Genomic DNA, 16,706 nt, shown 5'->3' with positions numbered 1-16,706 from the left:
ATATACCGCCATGGCAGAAAGCCGTTCGCTGTGCGGCTTGGTGCCGGTGTCGTCACAACACATCAATAAGCGACCGCCATGACCGATTTCGCCGCCGCACGCTATTTCATGGTCGAGGGACAGATCCGCCCCAACAAGGTGACGGATCAACGTCTCGTCGATGTCCTGTCTGAGCTTCCGCGCGAAGCCTTCGTTCCTTCGTCGGCGCGCGGCGTCGCTTATGTCGACGACGATCTCCCCATCGGCAAGGGCCGCTTCCTGCTGGAACCGATGGTCTTCGCCCGTATGCTGCAGGCCGCTGCCGTGCAGGAAACCGACCGGGTGCTCGACGTCGGGGCCGCAGGCGGCTATTCCACCGCGGTGCTGGGGCGGCTCGCCTCGTCGGTGGTCGGCCTGGATTGCGACGAAGAGCTGACCGCGGCCGCGGCCGCGGCTCTGGCCGGGCAGGGGATCGCCAATGCCAAGACCGTCACCGGTCCGCTGGCGGAGGGGTACGCCCAAAACGCCCCTTACGACGTGATCGTCGTCGAGGGTACCGTTCCGGAGGTGCCGGCTTCGCTGACCGACCAGCTGGCGGAAGGCGGGCGTCTGGTCGCCATCGTCCAGGGCAAGGGCAGCGTCGGCGAGGTCCGGCTGTTCCAGCGCACCGCCGGCGTGGTGTCCAGCCGCATCCTGTTCGAGGCCCAGCCGCATGCCCTGCCGGGCTTTGAAAAGAAGGCCTCCTTCGTGTTCTGACCGGATTCGCCGGTTGGAGTGGTCTTGAACTGAACCGTGCAGTTTACCTCTGTGCGGTTCTGCGCTACCGTCGCCGTCGCCCTTGCACGAAAGTGAGCAACCATGGCCGCACCGTTTGAGATCGAGGTGGAAGAACTGGACCGCCGCCGCAAGGCCGGCGACGAACCGGTCGTCCTCGATGTGCGCGAACCGTGGGAGTTTGCGCTGTGCGCCATCGACGGCAGCCTGCACATCCCGATGAACGGGCTTCCCGGTCGGGTGGACGAGTTGCCGAAGGACCGCGATGTCGTCGTCGTGTGTCACCACGGTGGCCGCAGCGCGCAGGTCACCATGTGGCTGCGTTCCAGGGGCTTCGACCGCGCCATCAACCTGGATGGCGGTGTCGATGCCTGGGCGCGCCGAATCGACCCGAACATGAAGGTCTACTGAACATGACCGTGCGAAGCCGTTTTGCGCGCCGCTGGCTGCTGGCGACGGCCCTGACCCTGACCGCTACGATGGGCACAGCAGTGACCGGCGGTGGTACGGCCCAGGCCCAGTCCCTCGAACAGGCCCTCGCCCAGGCCTATGCCAACAACCCGACGATCGGCGCCCAGCGCGCCCGCCTGCGCGCCGTCGACGAAGGCGTGCCCCAGGCGCTGTCCGGCTACCGTCCGACCGCCCGCGTGACCGCCGGCATCTCCCGCTCGATGGGCGAGAGCAAGTTCGACGGCGGTTCGACCGGCTCGGAAGCCAACGCCAAGAGCGTCGGCGTCACCGCCACCCAGCCGATCTACGACGCCACCGTCGCCCCGGCCGTCCGCCGCGCCGAGCGGCTGGTCGAGGCGCAGCGCGCCACCCTGATCGCCTCGGAACAGTCGGTTCTGCTGGCCGCCGCCCAGGCCTATCTGGACATCGTCCAGAACCAGGCCATCCTGCAGTTGCAGACAAACAACGAGCAGGTGCTGCGCCGCCAGCTGGACGCCGCCCGTGACCGCTTCCGCGTCGGTGAATACACCCGCACCGACGTCAGCCAGTCCGAGTCGCGCCTGTCGGCCGCCATCGCCTCCAAGATTTCGGCCGAAGGCACGCTGCGCGCCTCCCGCGCCACCTACGAACGTCTGGTCGGCGCCGCTCCCGGCGAGCTGAAGGCGCCGAAGCCAGCCTTCCGCCTGCCGAAGAACCTGGACGAGCTGGTCGAGCTAGCCCGTGCCAACAACCCGAACGTCCTGTCCGCCTCCTACACCGAGGCGGCGCAGCGCGAGGCGGTGGACCAGCAGTACGGCCGCCTGCTGCCGTCGGTTAATCTCTCGGCCAGCGGCACCCGCACCTACGATCCGGGCCGCTCTTCCGGCATCGACCTGAACCGCTCCGACAGTGCGCAGGTCACCGCCCAGGTGACCATCCCGCTCTATCAGGCCGGCCAGCCGGAAGCCCTGGTCCGCGAGGCCAAGCAGACCGCCAACCAGGCCCGCCTGCAGATCGAGGAGTCCCGCCGCCAGGTGACCGAATCGGCGGTCAGCGCCTGGCAGGCCCTGCAGACGGCCCGCGCCAGCATCGAGTCCTACTCGGCGCAGATCAAGGCGGCCCAGATCGCCCTGGAAGGCGTCCGTCAGGAGGCGCAGGTCGGCTCGCGCACCGTGCTCGACGTGCTGAACCAGGAACAGGAACTGCTGAACGCCCGCGTCTTCCTTGTCCGTGCCCAGCACGACGAAATGGTTGCGGCCTTCAATGTACTGGCATCCAGCGGACAGTTGACGGCGGACCGGCTGAACCTGCCGGTTCAGAAATACGACCCGACCGCGAATTACGACAAGACGCGGGGCAAGTGGTTCGGAACTTCGGTGACCGAATGAATGCAGCGGCCCGCGAAAGCGGGCCGTTTTTGTATTATGGCTTTTTTGCCAGCCCTGCCCTAGGTTTGGGGCAGGTTGACGTCTCGGGTTGCCAAGATGAGCGATAAGGGCCAGCAAGAACCTTCGATGGAGGAAATCCTCGCCTCCATCAGGCGGATCATTTCCGAGGACGGCGAGCCTGCCAAATCGGAAACTCAGGCGCCTTCGCCGCCTCCACCTCCGCCGCCCCCTCCGCCGCCGCCCCCGCCACCCCCGATGGTGGAGGAGGACGACGACGTTCTGGAACTGACCCAGATGGTGGAGGATGAACCGGACGAGCGGCCCGACTTCGGCCAGCCCGATCCCGACCCCTGGCCGGAGGAACCGGCCTTTCCGGAGCCGTCACCTCCCCCTCCGCCCTCGCCGCGCTGGGAAGAGCCGGAGCCCGAACCGATGCCGCCGCCGCGTCCTGCCGCCCGGCGGCCGATGCCGGCCTTCGACGATTTCGAGGATGACGAGCCGCCGCCCCCGCCGCGTCCGCGCCGCCGCGCGGTCGATCCGGATGCCGGGCTGATCTCCCGCCGGACGGCGGAGGATGCCTCGCACCACCTGACCCATCTGGCGCGCGAGTTGGGCGACGACCTGTCCATCGGCCCGATGCCCATCGGCATCCGCACGGTGGAAGAGGTGGTGCGCGAACTGCTGAAGCCGCTGTTGAAGGAGTGGCTGGACGAGAATCTGCCGACGGTGGTCGAGCGGCTGGTCCAGCAGGAGATCGACCGCATGATCCGGCGGTCACAGAAGTTCTGATCCTGTCTTTCCGAGACCCGCTTTTTTGAGCCCTGGTTGAGACGTTTCTAGCGAAAGTTCGTGGTGATGTTGGAAAAGACGTACCGGCCCGCCGAGGTCGAGGAGAAGCACTACCGCCTGTGGGAAGAGTCTGGCGCCTTTGCCGCCCAGCCGCAGGGGAACGGCAAGCCCTACACCATCATGATGCCGCCGCCGAACGTCACCGGCAGCCTGCACATGGGCCATGCGCTGACCTTCACCATCCAGGACGTGCTGACCCGCTACAACCGCATGCGCGGCCGCGACGCCCTGTGGCAGCCCGGCACCGACCATGCAGGCATCGCCACCCAGATGGTGGTGGAGCGCAATCTGGCGAAGGACGGCAAGACCCGCCACGATTTCGGCCGTGATGCCTTCATCGACAAGGTTTGGGAGTGGAAGGCCGAATCGGGCGGGACCATCACCCGCCAGCTGCGCCGCCTGGGTGCCTCGCCCGACTGGCCGCGCGAACGCTTCACCATGGACGAGGGGCTGAGCCGCGCCGTCCGCAAGGTGTTCGTCGAACTGCACCGCCAGGGCCTGATCTACAAGGACAAGCGGCTGGTCAACTGGGACCCGAAGCTGCACACCGCCATCTCCGACCTCGAGGTCGAGCAGAAGGAGATCAAGGGCAACCTCTGGCACTTCCGCTACCCCATCGACGGGGAAGAGGGCCGCTTCATCGTGGTCGCCACCACCCGTCCGGAAACCATGCTGGGCGACACCGGCGTGGCGGTGCATCCGGAGGATGAGCGCTACAAGGACCTGATCGGCAAGATGGTCCGCCTGCCGCTGGTCGGCCGCCTGATCCCCATCGTCGGCGACGAGTATGCCGATCCGGAGACCGGTTCGGGTGCCGTGAAGATCACGCCGGCCCACGACTTCAACGACTTCGAGGTCGGCAAGCGCTGTGGGCTCGAGCAGATCAACATCATGGATCGCGATGCCCGGCTGAACGACAACGTTCCCGAGGCCTATCGCGGGCTGGATCGCTACGAGGCGCGCAAAAAAATCGTCGCCGAGCTGGAAGCCCTTGAGCTTCTGGAGAAGATTGAGCCGCACACCCACATGGTCCCGCACGGCGACCGCTCCGGCGTCGCCATCGAGCCGTGGCTCACCGATCAGTGGTATGTCGATGCCGCGACCCTGGCGAAGCCCGCCATCGAGGCGGTGGAGACCGGCAAGACGGTGTTCGTGCCCAAGCAGTGGGAGAACACCTATTTCGAATGGATGCGCAACATCCAGCCCTGGTGCATCAGCCGCCAGATCTGGTGGGGCCATCAGATTCCGGCCTGGTACGGTCCGGACGGCACCTTCTTCGTCGAGGAGACCGAGGAGGAGGCCCGCGCTGCCGCGAAGATCCATTACGGCAGCGATGTCGAACTGACGCGCGACGCCGACGTGCTCGACACGTGGTTCTCGTCGGCGCTGTGGCCTTTCTCGACGCTCGGCTGGCCGGACCAGACGCCGGAGCTGGACCGCTACTACCCGACCGACGTGCTGGTGACCGGCTTCGACATCATCTTCTTCTGGGTCGCCCGGATGATGATGATGGGCCTGCACTTCATGAAGGATGTGCCCTTCCGCACCGTCTACATCCACGCCCTTGTCCGTGACGAGAAGGGCCAGAAGATGTCGAAGTCGAAGGGCAACGTCATCGACCCGCTGGAGATCATCGACCAGTACGGCACCGATGCGCTGCGCTTCACCCTGTCGGCGATGGCAGCCCAAGGCCGCGACATCAAGCTGGCGGTGAACCGGGTCGAGGGCTACCGCAACTTCGCCACCAAGCTGTGGAACGCCGCCCGCTATTGCCAGATGAACGGCTGCGATCCGGTCGCCGGCTACAAGCCGGTCGGTCTGACCCAGACGGTCAACCGTTGGATCGTCGGCGCGCTGGCCGATGCGGCGAAGAAGGTTGCCGAATCGATCGACGCCTACAAGTTCAACGAGGCCGCCGGTGCCGCCTACCAGTTCACCTGGGGCACCTTCTGCGACTGGTACATGGAGTTCACCAAGCCGATCCTCGCCGGCACCGACGAGGCTGCAAAGGCGGAGACGCGGGCGACCACCGCCTGGGTGCTCGACCAGATCCTGCACATCCTGCACCCGCTGATGCCCTTCATCACCGAAGAGCTGTGGGAGCAGCTGTCGCCGGCGCGTGCCAACCGGCTGATCTCGGCTGAATGGCCGGAGTTCGCCGCCGACAGCGTCGATCCGGCATCGCGCGACGAGATGGATTGGGTTGTGCGCCTGATCACCTCGGTCCGCTCCATGCGGTCGGAGATGAACGTCCCGCCGGCGGCGCAGATCGAGCTGAAGCTGAAGGATCCGAACGCGGTCAGCCTGAAGCGGCTGGACACCCACCGCGACCTGATCCTGCGCATGGCCCGCCTGTCGAGCGTCGAGCCGCTCCAGGGCGATGTTCCGAAGAGCAGCGTCCAGGCGGTGCTGGACGAGACGACGCTGGTTCTGCCGCTGGAAGGCATCGTCGATCTCGACAAGGAGAAGGCGCGCCTGTCCAAGGAGATCGACAAGCTGACCGGCGAGATCAAGAAGATCGACGCCAAGCTGTCGAACGAGCAGTTCGTCGCCAAGGCTCCGGAAGAGGTGATCGAGGAGCAGCGCGACCGCCGCGAGGCCGCCGATCAGGCCCGCGACAAGCTGCAGAAGGCGCTGGAGATGCTGGCCGGCTGATGTGTGGGGGAAGGGGGCTTGTTACAGGCCCCCTTCCCATCCGTCCGCTACAGCGTGAAGATCGCCAGCAGCACGAGCACCGCGATGACCCCGGCGATGCTGAGCTTCATGAACTTGGTGAAGGCGATCCAGGTCGCCTGATGTGAGCGAACGGTCTCCGCACTGACCGGGTTGGGACTCACAGCCGCCATATCGATCAACCCTCCAACAGTTTCTTTTGCCCGCAAATTTTGACGCGGATGCACAGAAACGCAACAGATTCCGAGTGGAACCGTCAACCATGCCGGACGGGTGGTGATCGGAAAGGACAGGGTCCTAAAGCGGCGGGTTCACCAAGGCCGCAAGGTCCGGAACCGGACCGTCGATCCGCACCAGATCGCCATCGACTCGGGCACGGCCCGCGGCGATCAGACGGACGGCATGCGGATAGAGCCTGTGTTCCGACAAAAGGACTCGGTCGGCCAGGCTGTGGCCGTCGTCGCCGGGCAGGACCGGCACCGCCGCCTGGGCGATGATCGGGCCCTCGTCCATTTCCGGACGCACGTAATGCACGGTGCAGCCATGGAAGCGGACGCCGGCGGCCAGCGCCCGCTCATGGGTGTCCAAGCCCTTGAAGGAGGGCAGCAGGGACGGGTGGATGTTGATGAGCGCGTTGTGCCATTGCCCGACGAACCAGGGCGATAGCAGGCGCATGAAGCCGGCAAGGCAGACCAGCTCGACGCCGGCCTCGCGAAGAGCGGCATCCATCGCCGCCTCGAAGGCCGGCTTGTCGCCGGGATAGCGGCGGTGGTCGACCACCGCGGTGGCGATCCCGGCGCCGGATGCACGCTCAAGGCCGAACGCTTCGGCCTTGTTGGACAGCACCAGCGCGATCTCGGCCGGGAATTCCGGCGCAGCGCAGGCGTCGATCAACGCCTGCAGATTGCTGCCGCGCCCCGAGATCAGGACGCCGAGCTTCAACTTGCTCATCAACGAATCCTTGAGGCGTCCCTTAGGCGGTCCAGGCCGCGTCCATGCCAGTGACGGTCACGCGGGCATCGCCGTCCTTCAGGGCGGTGACGGTGCCGACGGTGAAGACCGTCTCGCCGCCCTCGCGCAGGATGTCGATGGCCTCGGCCGCTTTGTCAGCCGGAACCACGACGACCATGCCGAGGCCGACGTTGAAGGTGCGCGCCATCTCGTACGGGGCGATGCCGCCGGTCTTCATCAGCCAGGAGAAGACGGGGGGCAGGGTCCAGGTCGAGGCGTCGAGAACGACACCCAGCCCGTCCGGCAGGACGCGCGGAATGTTCTCGATCAGGCCGCCGCCGGTGATGTGGGCCATGGCACGGACCGTGCCGGCGCGCACCGCCTTCAGCGTGCTCTTCACATAGATGCGGGTCGGCGTCAGCAGCGCTTCGCCCAACGTCTTCGACGCGTCCCACGGGCAGGCGGAGTCGTAGCCGAGGCCAGATTTCTCGACCAGCTTGCGCACCAGCGAATAGCCGTTGGAATGCACGCCGGTGGAGGCGAGGCCGAGAACCACGTCGCCCGCCTGCACGGCGGAACCGGTCAGGGCGTGCTGGCGTTCCACCGCACCGACGGAGAATCCGGCGAGGTCGTAATCGCCCTCGGAATACATGCCGGGCATCTCGGCGGTCTCGCCGCCGACCAGCGCGCAGCCGGCCTGACGGCAGCCTTCGGCGATGCCGGCGACGATGTCGCGGCCGGCCGCCACGTCGAGCTTGCCGGTGGCATAGTAATCCAGGAACAGCAGCGGCTCGGCGCCCTGCACCACCAGATCGTTGACGCACATGGCGACGAGATCGATGCCGACCGTGTCGTGACGGTTGGCGAGAATCGCCACCTTCAGCTTGGTGCCGACGCCGTCGGTCGTCGCGACCAAAAGCGGATCCTGGTAGCCGGCGGCGCGCAGATCGAACAGCGCGCCGAAACCGCCCAGGCCCGCGTCGGAGCCTGAACGCGCGGTGGAGCGGGCAAGCGGCTTGATCGCTTCGACAAGCGCGTTGCCCGCATCGATGTCCACACCGGCCTGCTTGTAGGCGTCGGACATGTTATAGGACTGGGTGCTGATGGTATCCTCGCTTGGGCTGAGCTATATACCGGGCCTTGGGCTCGGGCCGAACATACTCGAATCGGAAGGCTTTGCAATGCTCCACCGCCGCCGCGCGCCGCTCCTCGCCGGTCTTGCTGCCATGTCCACCGCTCTGGTCGTGACGATGACCGGGCCGGCCGGGGCGCAGACCGGTTCCCCGCCGCCGGCCGCCGCTTCCGCTGCCGCCGCTCCGTCCGCTGCAGACCCCTTCGCGGTGTCCGGCGTCCGGGTCGACATCAACGGCAGCAACCCGACCACCGTACGCGATCAGGCGATCCGCGAGGCGCAGGCCAAGGCCTGGGTGGAGCTGTACCGCCGGCTCGTTCCCGGCGGCGGCAATCCTCCGCGCCTGTCCGACGGCGAGATCGCCAAGCTGGTCCAGGGCTTCGAGATCGACGAGGAGAAGGTGTCGGCCAGCCGCTATGTCGGCGCCATCACCGTGCGGTTCCGGCCCAATGCAGTGCGCGACGCCCTCGGCCAGAGCGGCGGTGCCGCCCAGTATGTGGAGCCGCCGTCGCGGCCCTTCGTCATCCTGCCGGTGACGCTGACCGACGGGCGCACCATCCTGTGGCAGGATCGCACCCCCTGGCGCGCGGCCTGGGAGGCGCGGCAGCCCGCCGCATCGCTGGTGCCGCTGGTGGTACCGGACGGCGAGCTGTCAGATGCCCAGGCGATCAGCGGCGAGGACGCTGTCGCCGGCAACGCCGACGCGCTCGCCCGCATCGCCCAGGCCTACAAGGCGGGCGGAGTGGTGGTCGCCCGAACCGATCTTCCGGCCAACGGCCCCGATCCGGCTCGCGGCCTGACGGTTGACGTCACCCGCTACGGGGTGGACGGGACGCGCGAGAACCAGACGGTTCAGGTCAAGGGCGGCGGAACTGCCGATGAACTGCTGAACCGCGCCGTCGCATCGGTCGGAACCCAGGTGGATGAGTCGTGGAAGCGCGAGCACACCACTGCCACCGGTCCCGAGCAGAACACCCTCGTCCGCGTGCCGCTGACCGCGGTGAACGACTGGGTGGAAACGCGCAAGCGCCTGTCCGCCGTCAATGCGGTGACCCGCAACACCCTGATGTCGATGACCCGCAGCGAGGCGCTGATCACCCTGACCTATCGCGGTGCGCCCGAGCAGCTGGCCCAGGCGCTTGCCCGCCAGGATCTGGGCTTCGCGCATGCCGCGCCTCCCGTCGCAACCCCGGTTGCCGCTGGCTATCCCGGTGCTCCGGTGCCGTCGGCTGACTGGCAATTGACGCTGCTGCCGCGCGGGTCGGGTGCCGCGTCGGCCGGTGCCGTTCCGTCCTCCGCCGCGCCGATGGCCTCCCCGACGTCGCTGGCGCCGTCGGCGCCGATGGATGCGGGTGCCGTGGGCACGATGGGCGCCCCGCCGCGCAACCTGGGAACGCTGCCGGCGAAGAGCGCACCGTGAGCGTACCCAACATCATCACCTTCCTGCGCATCGTGGCGGTTCCGGCTGCGATGTACATGATCCTCACCGGCAGGATGGAGTGGGCCTTCGCCCTCTTCGTCGCCGCCGGCCTGTCCGATGCGCTGGACGGCGCCATCGCCCGCATGTTCCGCGCGCGTACGGTGCTGGGCGGCTATCTCGATCCGCTGGCCGACAAGGCGCTGATCGTCGGGGTCTACATTGCCCTGGCCTGGGTCGGCACCATCCCCTTGTGGCTGGCGATGATGGTTGTGTTCCGCGACATCATGATCATCGGCGGCGTCATCCTGCTGTTCACGCTGAAGGAGACGCTGGCGATGCAGCCGCTCTACATCAGCAAGGTGAACACGGTGGTGCAGATCGCGCTGGCCGCCGCCGTGCTGGCGCCGCCGGCGCTGGGGCTGCCGGACATCCATCTGAATGGCTGGGAGCTGGTCGATGTGCTGGTGTACGTCTGCACGGTGACGACGGTGCTGTCCGGCGTGATGTACGCACGGCGTGGAGCCCTGCTGTTCAACCGGCTCGGCGGCGTTCCGTGACGCCGGCGAAGCAGCTCCGCTTCTGGCTGGTCGGGCTGGTGCTGTTCGTGCTGGCGCTGTGGCTGCTGGCCGACATGCTGCTTCCCTTCGTGGTCGGGCTGGCCATCGCCTATCTGCTCGACCCGGCAGTCGACCGTCTGGAGGCGGCGCGGCTGCCGCGTTGGCTCGGCACCACGCTGGTGCTGCTGGGTTTCGTGCTGGTCATGGTGCTGATGGCGCTGCTCCTGTTGCCGCTGGTGCAGGGGCAGGTCTCCCACCTGCTGGAAGTGCTGCCAAACTATGCGACGCTGGCGAAGGAGCGGTTGATCCCGGCGCTGAACCGCTTCATCCACCGCCTGCCGGCCGACGATGTCGAGCGGCTTCGTGCCGCCGCCGGCAACTACGCGGGTGAATTGGCGGGGCTGGTCGGCCGCGTCGTCACCCGCATCCTGTCGGGCGGGCTGGCGCTGTTCGACATCGTCACCCTGATGTTCATCACCCCCGTCGTCGCCTTCTATATGATGCGCGACTGGGACCTGATGGTGGGGAAGGTCGATTCGTGGCTGCCGCGCCAACATGCCGAGACGGTGCGCGAGCAGGCCCGTGAGGTGAACGTCACCCTGTCCGGCTTCGTGCGCGGGCAGGCGACTGTCTGCGTCGTGCTCGGCGTCTTCTATGCGCTGGCGCTGTCGGCGGCAGGGCTGGATTTCGGACTGGTGATCGGTCTGATGGCCGGGCTCTTGTCCTTCATCCCTTATGTCGGCACCCTGTTCGGCTTCGTCGCCAGCACCGGCCTTGCCCTGCTGCAGTTCGACGAGTTCTGGCGCGTCGCCATCGTCATCGGCATCTTCCTGTTCGGGCAGGCGGTGGAAGGCAATGTCCTGACGCCGAAGCTGGTGGGCGACAAGGTCGGGCTGCATGCGGTGTGGGTGATGTTCGCCCTGCTGGCCGGCGGCAGCCTGTTCGGATTCGTCGGCGTGCTGCTGGCGGTTCCGGTCGCCGCGGTGATCGGCGTGTTGACCCGCTTCGCCTTGCGACAGTATCTCTCGAGCCCGTACTACCGCGGCACCGACGCGGAACGCTGATGGGTGTGTCCGCATGAGCTTGCCGGCGCAGATACCGCTCGATCTAGGGCACCGGACGGCGATGGGCTGCGAGGATTTCCTTGTCGCACCCAGCAACGCCGATGCTGTGGCGTGGCTGGACCGCTGGCCATCCTGGCCCGCCCCGGCACTGACGCTGTACGGACCCGCGGGTTGCGGCAAGACCCACCTGTCACAGGTCTGGCGCGCCCGCAGCCATGCCCTGGTGACCCGCGGCGATGCCCTCGATACGGCTGTCGTCCCGTCCCTGCTGATGCCTGCCAACGCCGTGGTCGTCGAGTATGCCGACATGGTCGCCGGCCGGCCGGAGCGGGAAGAGGCATTGTTCCACCTGTACAACCTCGCCCGTGAACAACAGGGCCATCTTCTGCTTCTGTCGCGCAAGGCGCCGTCGCGTTGGCGGACGACGCTTCCCGACCTGCGGTCGCGCATCAAGGGCGCGCCGGCGGTCGAGGTCCGGGCGCCCGACGACGCTCTGCTCGCCGCGGTGTTGGTCAAGCTGTTCGCCGACCGCCAGTTGCGGCCGGGGATGGAAGTCGTCACTTATCTGCTGGCACGGATGGAGCGGTCGCTCGATTTTGCCCGCCGTCTGGTGGCGGCGCTGGACCATGCGTCGCTGGCCGCCCATCGTGGCGTGACCGTGCCTTTGGCGCGGGAAGTCCTTTCGGAACTGCAACGGATGGAACCGCAACGATCCGGTTCCAAAACGACCCTCTGACACCGACAAGGGAAGAGACGATCATGGATTTGGGTATCGCCGGCCGCCGCGCCATCGTCTGCGCCGCCAGCAAGGGGCTGGGCCGCGCCTGCGCCTTCGCGCTGGCCCGCGAGGGCGTGCATGTCACCCTGACCGCCCGCAGTGCCGATGCGCTGGAGGCGACCGCCGAGGAGATCCGCAAGGCGACCGGCGTTACGGTCACCACCGCCGCCGGAGACATCTCGACGGAGGAGGGGCGGGCCGCGGCGCTCGCCGCCTGCCCGGAGCCGGACATCCTGATCAACAATGCCGGCGGTCCGCCGCCCGGCGACTTTCATGACTGGGACCGGGAGGACTGGATCCGCGCGCTGGACGCCAACATGCTGACGCCGATCTTCCTGATCAAGGCGACGGTGGACGGCATGATGTCCCGGGGGTTCGGCCGGATCGTCAACATCACCTCGGCCGCCGTCAAGGCACCGATCCCGATTCTGGGCCTGTCGAACGGTGCCCGCACCGGCCTGACCGGCTTCGTCGCCGGCCTGTCGCGCCAGACGGTGAAGCACAACGTCACCATCAACAACTTGCTGCCCGGTCCCTTTGAAACCGACCGCCTGCGCAAGACGATGGAAGGCGGTGCCAAGGCCGGCGGACGCAGCATCGACGAAGAGATGGAACTGCGCCGCAAGTCGAATCCCTCCGGCCGATTCGGCGATCCAGAGGAATTCGGGGCTGCCTGCGCCTTTCTTTGTGCCGCAAGCTCCGGTTTCATGACCGGACAGAACATCCTTCTGGATGGTGGAGCCTTCCCCGGCACGATGTAACCTGCGGTATCGGAAGACGGGACGCCGCCGCGTCTCAAGTTTGTCTCTCCAATTCGCAATAAAATCCGCCCATCGTCACAGGCCATTAAGAAACGGCGACGGGAAGGGGGGCTCGAGCATCGGCTCGGGCGCCGCTTCCCCGGTCCGCCGGTCGGCAAAACGCGGCAGTGCCGCGGCGACCGGACAACGGCTTTTGCGAGCCACTGGCACAGGAACGATGAGCATGCAGCAGAGTGTGGCGGCCCCCGCGGTCTACACCGACCTTGGCCGCGTCATGGAAAGCATCACCCGGCGCTTCCTCGACGTGCTTCGGATGGAACTGGCCCGCATCGGTGTGACCGACCTCAGCCCGACACAGGCGCTGATGCTGCTGCACATAGGCACCGAGGAGCTGTCGGTCCGCGACCTGCTGGAGCGCGGCTACTATCTGGGCTCCAACGCGTCTTACAATCTGAAGCATCTGGTGGAGGCGGGCTATGTCGACCGCAGCCCGTCCCAGCGCGACCGGCGGGCCGCCCGGCTCAAGCTCTCCTCCCAGGGGCTGGCCGCCTGCGAAGCGCTGAAGAAGCTGGAAGCGACGCGCGCAGATACGCTGCTGCGCACCGACAGCGACGGTGCCGACTTCGAAACCACCTATCGCACGCTGCGCCGGCTGGAGCGCGCCTGGACCGATCTGATCCGCTACGACGATGCCGATCCGGGCTGACAGATTCCTGCATTCGACACGTAACTTTCTAACCACCTGTCCGTTCGATCTGTGTCCGGAATGGAACACTGGAGTCCGTAACAGGAACATAGGCAGAACTAGCCGGTTGCCGTTCTTCGTCCGTTCTGATAGCTCTGTTGGAACAAGACGCGAACAACGGAGGTTGGCATGTCGGTTCTGGCTTTCCTGCGCGAATGCATGACCCTCGCATTTTTCCTGGCGGTGCTCTACGGCTGGGCCACGGTCGGGCCGATTCTGATTGGCTGAGGTTGGCCGGGATGCGCCCGTGGGTTTCGGGGGCGCATCCCTTCGGAAGAGGTCCCCAAAGGGGGAATGCCGCGTCGGTATTATATCCGAAATCCCAGCCCACCCCGGCCGGCGCAGCGCTTACATCGGGAACACGCGGACCCGTCCCTGGCCCATTCGAGAAGCCGAAAGGGGGGCGGTTCCGCGAACGCCGACAACGCGTGGGGATTGGGACGGATGCGGAATTTCTTTCGAAAGCGTCGTTCGGCCGCTGTGGCCGACGAGCGCATGCCGGCCGCCGGTGGCGGCCTTGGATCTAACCCGCTGACCGGCGGACCGGGCATGGGCGGTCCCGGCGTTGCGGGGCCTGGGATGGGCAATGCCGGGGCCGGTGGCCTCTCCAACGGACCGGGATTTGCCCGGCCCGGTGGGGCTCACCTGCGTCCGGTGGACGGAAACATGGGTGGTGGCATCGGCACCGGCATCGGTGCCCGTGCCGGATTCGACACGATGCGCGGTCCGGCCGCGCCGCGGCTGCCCGACATCATCGACAACGAGGCCACCGGCGACCGCCGCGGCCACATGTTCCCGCAGCCGGGCGGCCGGGATGCCGAGGGCGAGCACGACCTGCCGCGCTTTACGATGTCCGTCAACGGCGGCTATCGCGGCGGCATGGGCGCCAATGCGCCGGCCATGCTGAAGGGCCTGACGCCGGAGCTGAACGGCCTTCTGCGCGAAGCCTTCACGCCGACCCGGCCGAAGCAACAACTGAACGGTCTGTTCATCGGCCGCAACGACACGCTGCGCCGCATCATCTCGGCCATCGAAGAGGAGCGGGCGCACGTCATCCTCTATGGCGACCGCGGCCGCGGAAAGACCTCCGTCGCCAACGCGATCGAAAAGATCGCGGGGCAGGCGGGCTATCTGTCGCTGAAGCTGACCTGCAGCGGAGAGCTGAGTTTCGAGGATATCTTCAGGCATTTCCTGAAGAAAATCCCGTCGACCTACTACCGTTCCGCGCTCGACAATCCGTTCGCGGCGCGGCGCAACTTCGCCAGCCTGAACGAGTTGCTGCCGGACGGCACCTTCAGCGTCACCGAGCTGAACGAGGTTCTGTCGGGCATCCACGCCACCCATGTGCTGCTGATCCTGGACGAGTACGACCGCGTCCAGGACGAGGATTTCCGCAACAAGCTGGCGGAGCTGTTCAAGAACCTGACCGACAGCTCGATCCCGGTCACCCTGCTGGTGGTCGGCGTCGCCGAGAATCTCGACCAGCTGCTGGGTAAGCATCCGTCGATCCAGCGCTCGCTGGTTCCGGTTCATCTGCCGCTGATGACCGATCAGGAGATCGGCCGCCTGATCCAGGCCGGTGCGCAGAATGCCGGCATCGAGTTCGCCCCCGACGTCGTGCGGCGGATCGCCGAGTTCGTGCGCGGCCTGCCGTACTACGCCCAGCTTCTCGGCCTGCATGCGGCGCGCAGCGCCGTCAGCCGCGGAAGCAAGCTGGTGGAGCGGCCGGATCTGGCCTATGCCGTCGCCCGCTGCCTGCAGGAAGCCGAGCGCGGCATTGTCGAAAGCTATGCCCGTGCGCTGGCTGCCGACCGCCGGGCCGAGTTGGAGGATGCATTGCTGGCTGCGGCGCTGTGTCCGGCCGATGCCTATGGCGTGTTCGATCCCAAGGACTTGGCTGGTGACAGCGGAGAATTGCCGAGCGCCTCGACGCTCGACCTGCTGAAGCGCCTGACGCGCGAGGACCATGGCGGCGTCCTGGCCCCGGTGGTCGAGCCGGGACTGGAGCGCTACCGCTTCCGCAACCAGATGATGCGCCAATATGTCCTGATGCGTCAGGCCAGCGAGCGCGGCCAGATCTGATCCATCCCCGATCAGGCCGTCCTTCGGCCCTTCCCCGGCGACGGGGAAGGGCCACTCTTTCATGATGGACCCTTTTGCACGGCGGGTCTTTTGGCAGGCGGTGGGGCGTTACAGGAACGCCGCCCGCCGCTGGCCGCTGGCCTTCTGCCACGCCCACTCGACCACGACGCTCAGCAGACGCTCAAGCGACGGCTTCACCTCTGCCGCCAGTGTCGGGCGGAAGTGATAAGGAGAGGCCTCGTCCATATAGGTCGACTGGGTCAGTTCGAGCTGGATGGCGTGGATGTTCTCTTCCGGCTGGCCATAGCTGCGGATGATGAAACCGCCGCGCAGGCGGCCGTTCAGCGCGGCTGAATAGCGCTCCGATGCCGAAAGCACGTTCATCAGCCGGACGACCAGCGGCTGGGCGGCGCTGCTGCCCTCGCCGGTGCCGAGGTTGAAGTCGGGCAGGGTGCCGTCGAAGAAGCGTGGAACCGCGCTGCGCACCGAATGGGCGTCGAACAGGATCGCCACGCCATAGCGGTCGCGCAAGGCGCGCAGCTCGCTGCGCATCTGCTCATGATACGGACGCCAATAGGCGCCGACCCGCCGGTCGATCTCCGCACGGCCGGGTTCCAGTCCCGGTCGATAGATCGGTGCTCGGTCGAACGTCGTCAGGGGACAGATTTCGGTGGGATCCTGGCCCGGATGCGGCACGACGCCGTCGGGATCGCGGTTGAGGTCCACCACATAGCGCGAGCAGAGCGCCGTCAGGAAACCGATTCCGAGTGCGGGTGCGAAGTGGTACAACCGGTCCAGATGACGGTCGACGTCGGGCTGTGCCAGCCCCTCCGGCGTCATCGTTGCGGCGATGTCCGGCGGAATCATGGTCCCGACATGCGGAATGCTGAGCAGGACCGGGGTTTCGCCCGGCTGGAAGCGGAAGGTTTCCATGGCTCGTCTCGTCATCGGAACGGCTTGCGCCGCACTGTGTGCAGTGCGGCAGGGCCAGCGGTGGGACTATGACGGGCGGTGCCGCGCCCCGTCAAACAGATTGCGTTTTTTTGAAAGAGTCGGGATGCCGGTGCGGTGGAAACCTATCCTTACGCGTTCCATTTCCTGCTGCGACCGGCAGAATTGCCGGT

The 16,706-nt window shown here is 66.8% G+C and carries 16 protein-coding genes; 12 read left to right on the top strand and 4 right to left on the bottom strand.

What is annotated here, in order from left to right:
- The first annotated feature begins 78 nt into the window (after positions 1-78).
- The 5 genes from TSH64_RS16135 (at position 79) to TSH64_RS16115 (ending at position 6,074) form a co-directional block, all read left to right on the top strand.
- Entirely contained in the window at positions 79-735 is a 657-nt protein-coding gene (locus tag TSH64_RS16135; protein ID WP_109446381.1) for a protein-L-isoaspartate O-methyltransferase, read from the top strand.
- Between the two features lie 102 nt (positions 736-837).
- Positions 838-1,164: a rhodanese-like domain-containing protein gene (locus tag TSH64_RS16130; RefSeq protein WP_109446379.1), complete on the top strand. Its 327-nt coding sequence runs from the start codon at positions 838-840 to the stop codon at positions 1,162-1,164.
- Between the two features lie 2 nt (positions 1,165-1,166).
- Positions 1,167-2,570, top strand: coding sequence for a TolC family outer membrane protein (locus tag TSH64_RS16125; RefSeq protein WP_109446377.1), 1,404 nt, complete (start codon positions 1,167-1,169; stop codon positions 2,568-2,570).
- 255 nt (positions 2,571-2,825) lie between these two features.
- Positions 2,826-3,359 (top strand): DUF2497 domain-containing protein, encoded by a 534-nt coding sequence (locus TSH64_RS16120; RefSeq protein ID WP_282188107.1) that lies wholly within the window; start codon positions 2,826-2,828, stop codon positions 3,357-3,359.
- Positions 3,360-3,425: 66 nt separating this feature from the next.
- Positions 3,426-6,074, top strand: a complete 2,649-nt coding sequence (locus tag TSH64_RS16115; protein WP_199237569.1) for a valine--tRNA ligase — start codon at positions 3,426-3,428, stop codon at positions 6,072-6,074.
- Between the two features lie 47 nt (positions 6,075-6,121).
- Here the strand turns inward: TSH64_RS16115 and TSH64_RS16110 are convergent, their stop codons facing one another.
- From TSH64_RS16110 to purM, 3 genes are all read right to left on the bottom strand, one after another.
- Complete coding sequence (locus tag TSH64_RS16110; RefSeq protein ID WP_109051686.1) at positions 6,122-6,265, bottom strand: aa3-type cytochrome c oxidase subunit IV; 144 nt, start codon at positions 6,263-6,265, stop codon at positions 6,122-6,124.
- Positions 6,266-6,389: 124 nt separating this feature from the next.
- Positions 6,390-7,043, bottom strand: coding sequence for a phosphoribosylglycinamide formyltransferase (gene purN, locus TSH64_RS16105; protein WP_109446371.1), 654 nt, complete (start codon positions 7,041-7,043; stop codon positions 6,390-6,392).
- A 22-nt stretch (positions 7,044-7,065) separates the two neighbouring features.
- The gene (gene purM, locus TSH64_RS16100) at positions 7,066-8,127 is read right to left on the bottom strand and encodes a phosphoribosylformylglycinamidine cyclo-ligase (RefSeq protein WP_109446369.1); all 1,062 of its coding nucleotides are present in this window, start codon (positions 8,125-8,127) and stop codon (positions 7,066-7,068) included.
- Between the two features lie 142 nt (positions 8,128-8,269).
- Here purM and TSH64_RS16095 point away from each other — a divergent pair, with 142 nt between their 5' ends.
- The 7 genes from TSH64_RS16095 (at position 8,270) to TSH64_RS16065 (ending at position 15,582) form a co-directional block, all read left to right on the top strand.
- A complete protein-coding gene (locus TSH64_RS16095) occupies positions 8,270-9,595 on the top strand; it encodes a DUF2066 domain-containing protein (protein WP_247872973.1) in 1,326 nt (441 codons plus the stop codon).
- On the top strand, positions 9,592-10,152 hold the full coding sequence (locus tag TSH64_RS16090; RefSeq protein WP_109446365.1) for a CDP-alcohol phosphatidyltransferase family protein: 561 nt from the start codon (positions 9,592-9,594) through the stop codon (positions 10,150-10,152). Before TSH64_RS16095 ends, TSH64_RS16090 begins: the two co-directional genes overlap by 4 nt.
- Entirely contained in the window at positions 10,149-11,216 is a 1,068-nt protein-coding gene (locus tag TSH64_RS16085; RefSeq protein WP_109446363.1) for an AI-2E family transporter, read from the top strand. Before TSH64_RS16090 ends, TSH64_RS16085 begins: the two co-directional genes overlap by 4 nt.
- A gap of 13 nt (positions 11,217-11,229) precedes the next feature.
- Entirely contained in the window at positions 11,230-11,952 is a 723-nt protein-coding gene (locus tag TSH64_RS16080; protein WP_109446361.1) for a DnaA/Hda family protein, read from the top strand.
- A 23-nt stretch (positions 11,953-11,975) separates the two neighbouring features.
- Entirely contained in the window at positions 11,976-12,755 is a 780-nt protein-coding gene (locus TSH64_RS16075; protein WP_109446359.1) for an SDR family oxidoreductase, read from the top strand.
- Positions 12,756-12,972: 217 nt separating this feature from the next.
- Positions 12,973-13,461 carry a MarR family transcriptional regulator gene (locus TSH64_RS16070; RefSeq protein WP_109446357.1) on the top strand — a complete coding sequence of 163 codons (489 nt, stop codon included), beginning with the start codon at positions 12,973-12,975 and terminating at the stop codon, positions 13,459-13,461.
- 705 nt (positions 13,462-14,166) lie between these two features.
- Entirely contained in the window at positions 14,167-15,582 is a 1,416-nt protein-coding gene (locus tag TSH64_RS16065; RefSeq protein WP_247872972.1) for an ATP-binding protein, read from the top strand.
- Positions 15,583-15,690: 108 nt separating this feature from the next.
- On the opposite strand, the gene hutG is transcribed toward TSH64_RS16065, so the two are convergent.
- Positions 15,691-16,515 carry an N-formylglutamate deformylase gene (hutG, locus tag TSH64_RS16060; RefSeq protein WP_109446355.1) on the bottom strand — a complete coding sequence of 275 codons (825 nt, stop codon included), beginning with the start codon at positions 16,513-16,515 and terminating at the stop codon, positions 15,691-15,693.
- Positions 16,516-16,706 lie beyond the last annotated feature (191 nt).

This window comes from Azospirillum sp. TSH64 (genome assembly GCF_003116035.1).
Lineage (GTDB): Bacteria > Pseudomonadota > Alphaproteobacteria > Azospirillales > Azospirillaceae > Azospirillum.
The sequence above is the reverse complement of the archived record's forward strand: the minus strand, read 5'-3'. Positions and strand labels throughout refer to the sequence as shown.

Bases quoted from the DNA above. Each gene is read 5' to 3' on its own strand.
- TSH64_RS16135 (WP_109446381.1), top strand. From the start codon at position 79: ATGACCGATTTCGCCGCCGCACGCTATTTCATGGTCGAGGGACAGATC.
- TSH64_RS16130 (WP_109446379.1), top strand. From the start codon at position 838: ATGGCCGCACCGTTTGAGATCGAGGTGGAAGAACTGGACCGCCGCCGC.
- TSH64_RS16125 (WP_109446377.1), top strand. From the start codon at position 1,167: ATGACCGTGCGAAGCCGTTTTGCGCGCCGCTGGCTGCTGGCGACGGCC.
- TSH64_RS16120 (WP_282188107.1), top strand. From the start codon at position 2,826: ATGGTGGAGGAGGACGACGACGTTCTGGAACTGACCCAGATGGTGGAG.
- TSH64_RS16115 (WP_199237569.1), top strand. From the start codon at position 3,426: ATGTTGGAAAAGACGTACCGGCCCGCCGAGGTCGAGGAGAAGCACTAC.
- TSH64_RS16110 (WP_109051686.1), bottom strand. From the start codon at position 6,265: ATGGCGGCTGTGAGTCCCAACCCGGTCAGTGCGGAGACCGTTCGCTCA.
- purN (WP_109446371.1), bottom strand. From the start codon at position 7,043: ATGAGCAAGTTGAAGCTCGGCGTCCTGATCTCGGGGCGCGGCAGCAAT.
- purM (WP_109446369.1), bottom strand. From the start codon at position 8,127: ATGTCCGACGCCTACAAGCAGGCCGGTGTGGACATCGATGCGGGCAAC.
- TSH64_RS16095 (WP_247872973.1), top strand. From the start codon at position 8,270: ATGTCCACCGCTCTGGTCGTGACGATGACCGGGCCGGCCGGGGCGCAG.
- TSH64_RS16080 (WP_109446361.1), top strand. From the start codon at position 11,230: ATGAGCTTGCCGGCGCAGATACCGCTCGATCTAGGGCACCGGACGGCG.
- TSH64_RS16075 (WP_109446359.1), top strand. From the start codon at position 11,976: ATGGATTTGGGTATCGCCGGCCGCCGCGCCATCGTCTGCGCCGCCAGC.
- TSH64_RS16070 (WP_109446357.1), top strand. From the start codon at position 12,973: ATGAGCATGCAGCAGAGTGTGGCGGCCCCCGCGGTCTACACCGACCTT.
- TSH64_RS16065 (WP_247872972.1), top strand. From the start codon at position 14,167: ATGGGTGGTGGCATCGGCACCGGCATCGGTGCCCGTGCCGGATTCGAC.
- hutG (WP_109446355.1), bottom strand. From the start codon at position 16,515: ATGGAAACCTTCCGCTTCCAGCCGGGCGAAACCCCGGTCCTGCTCAGC.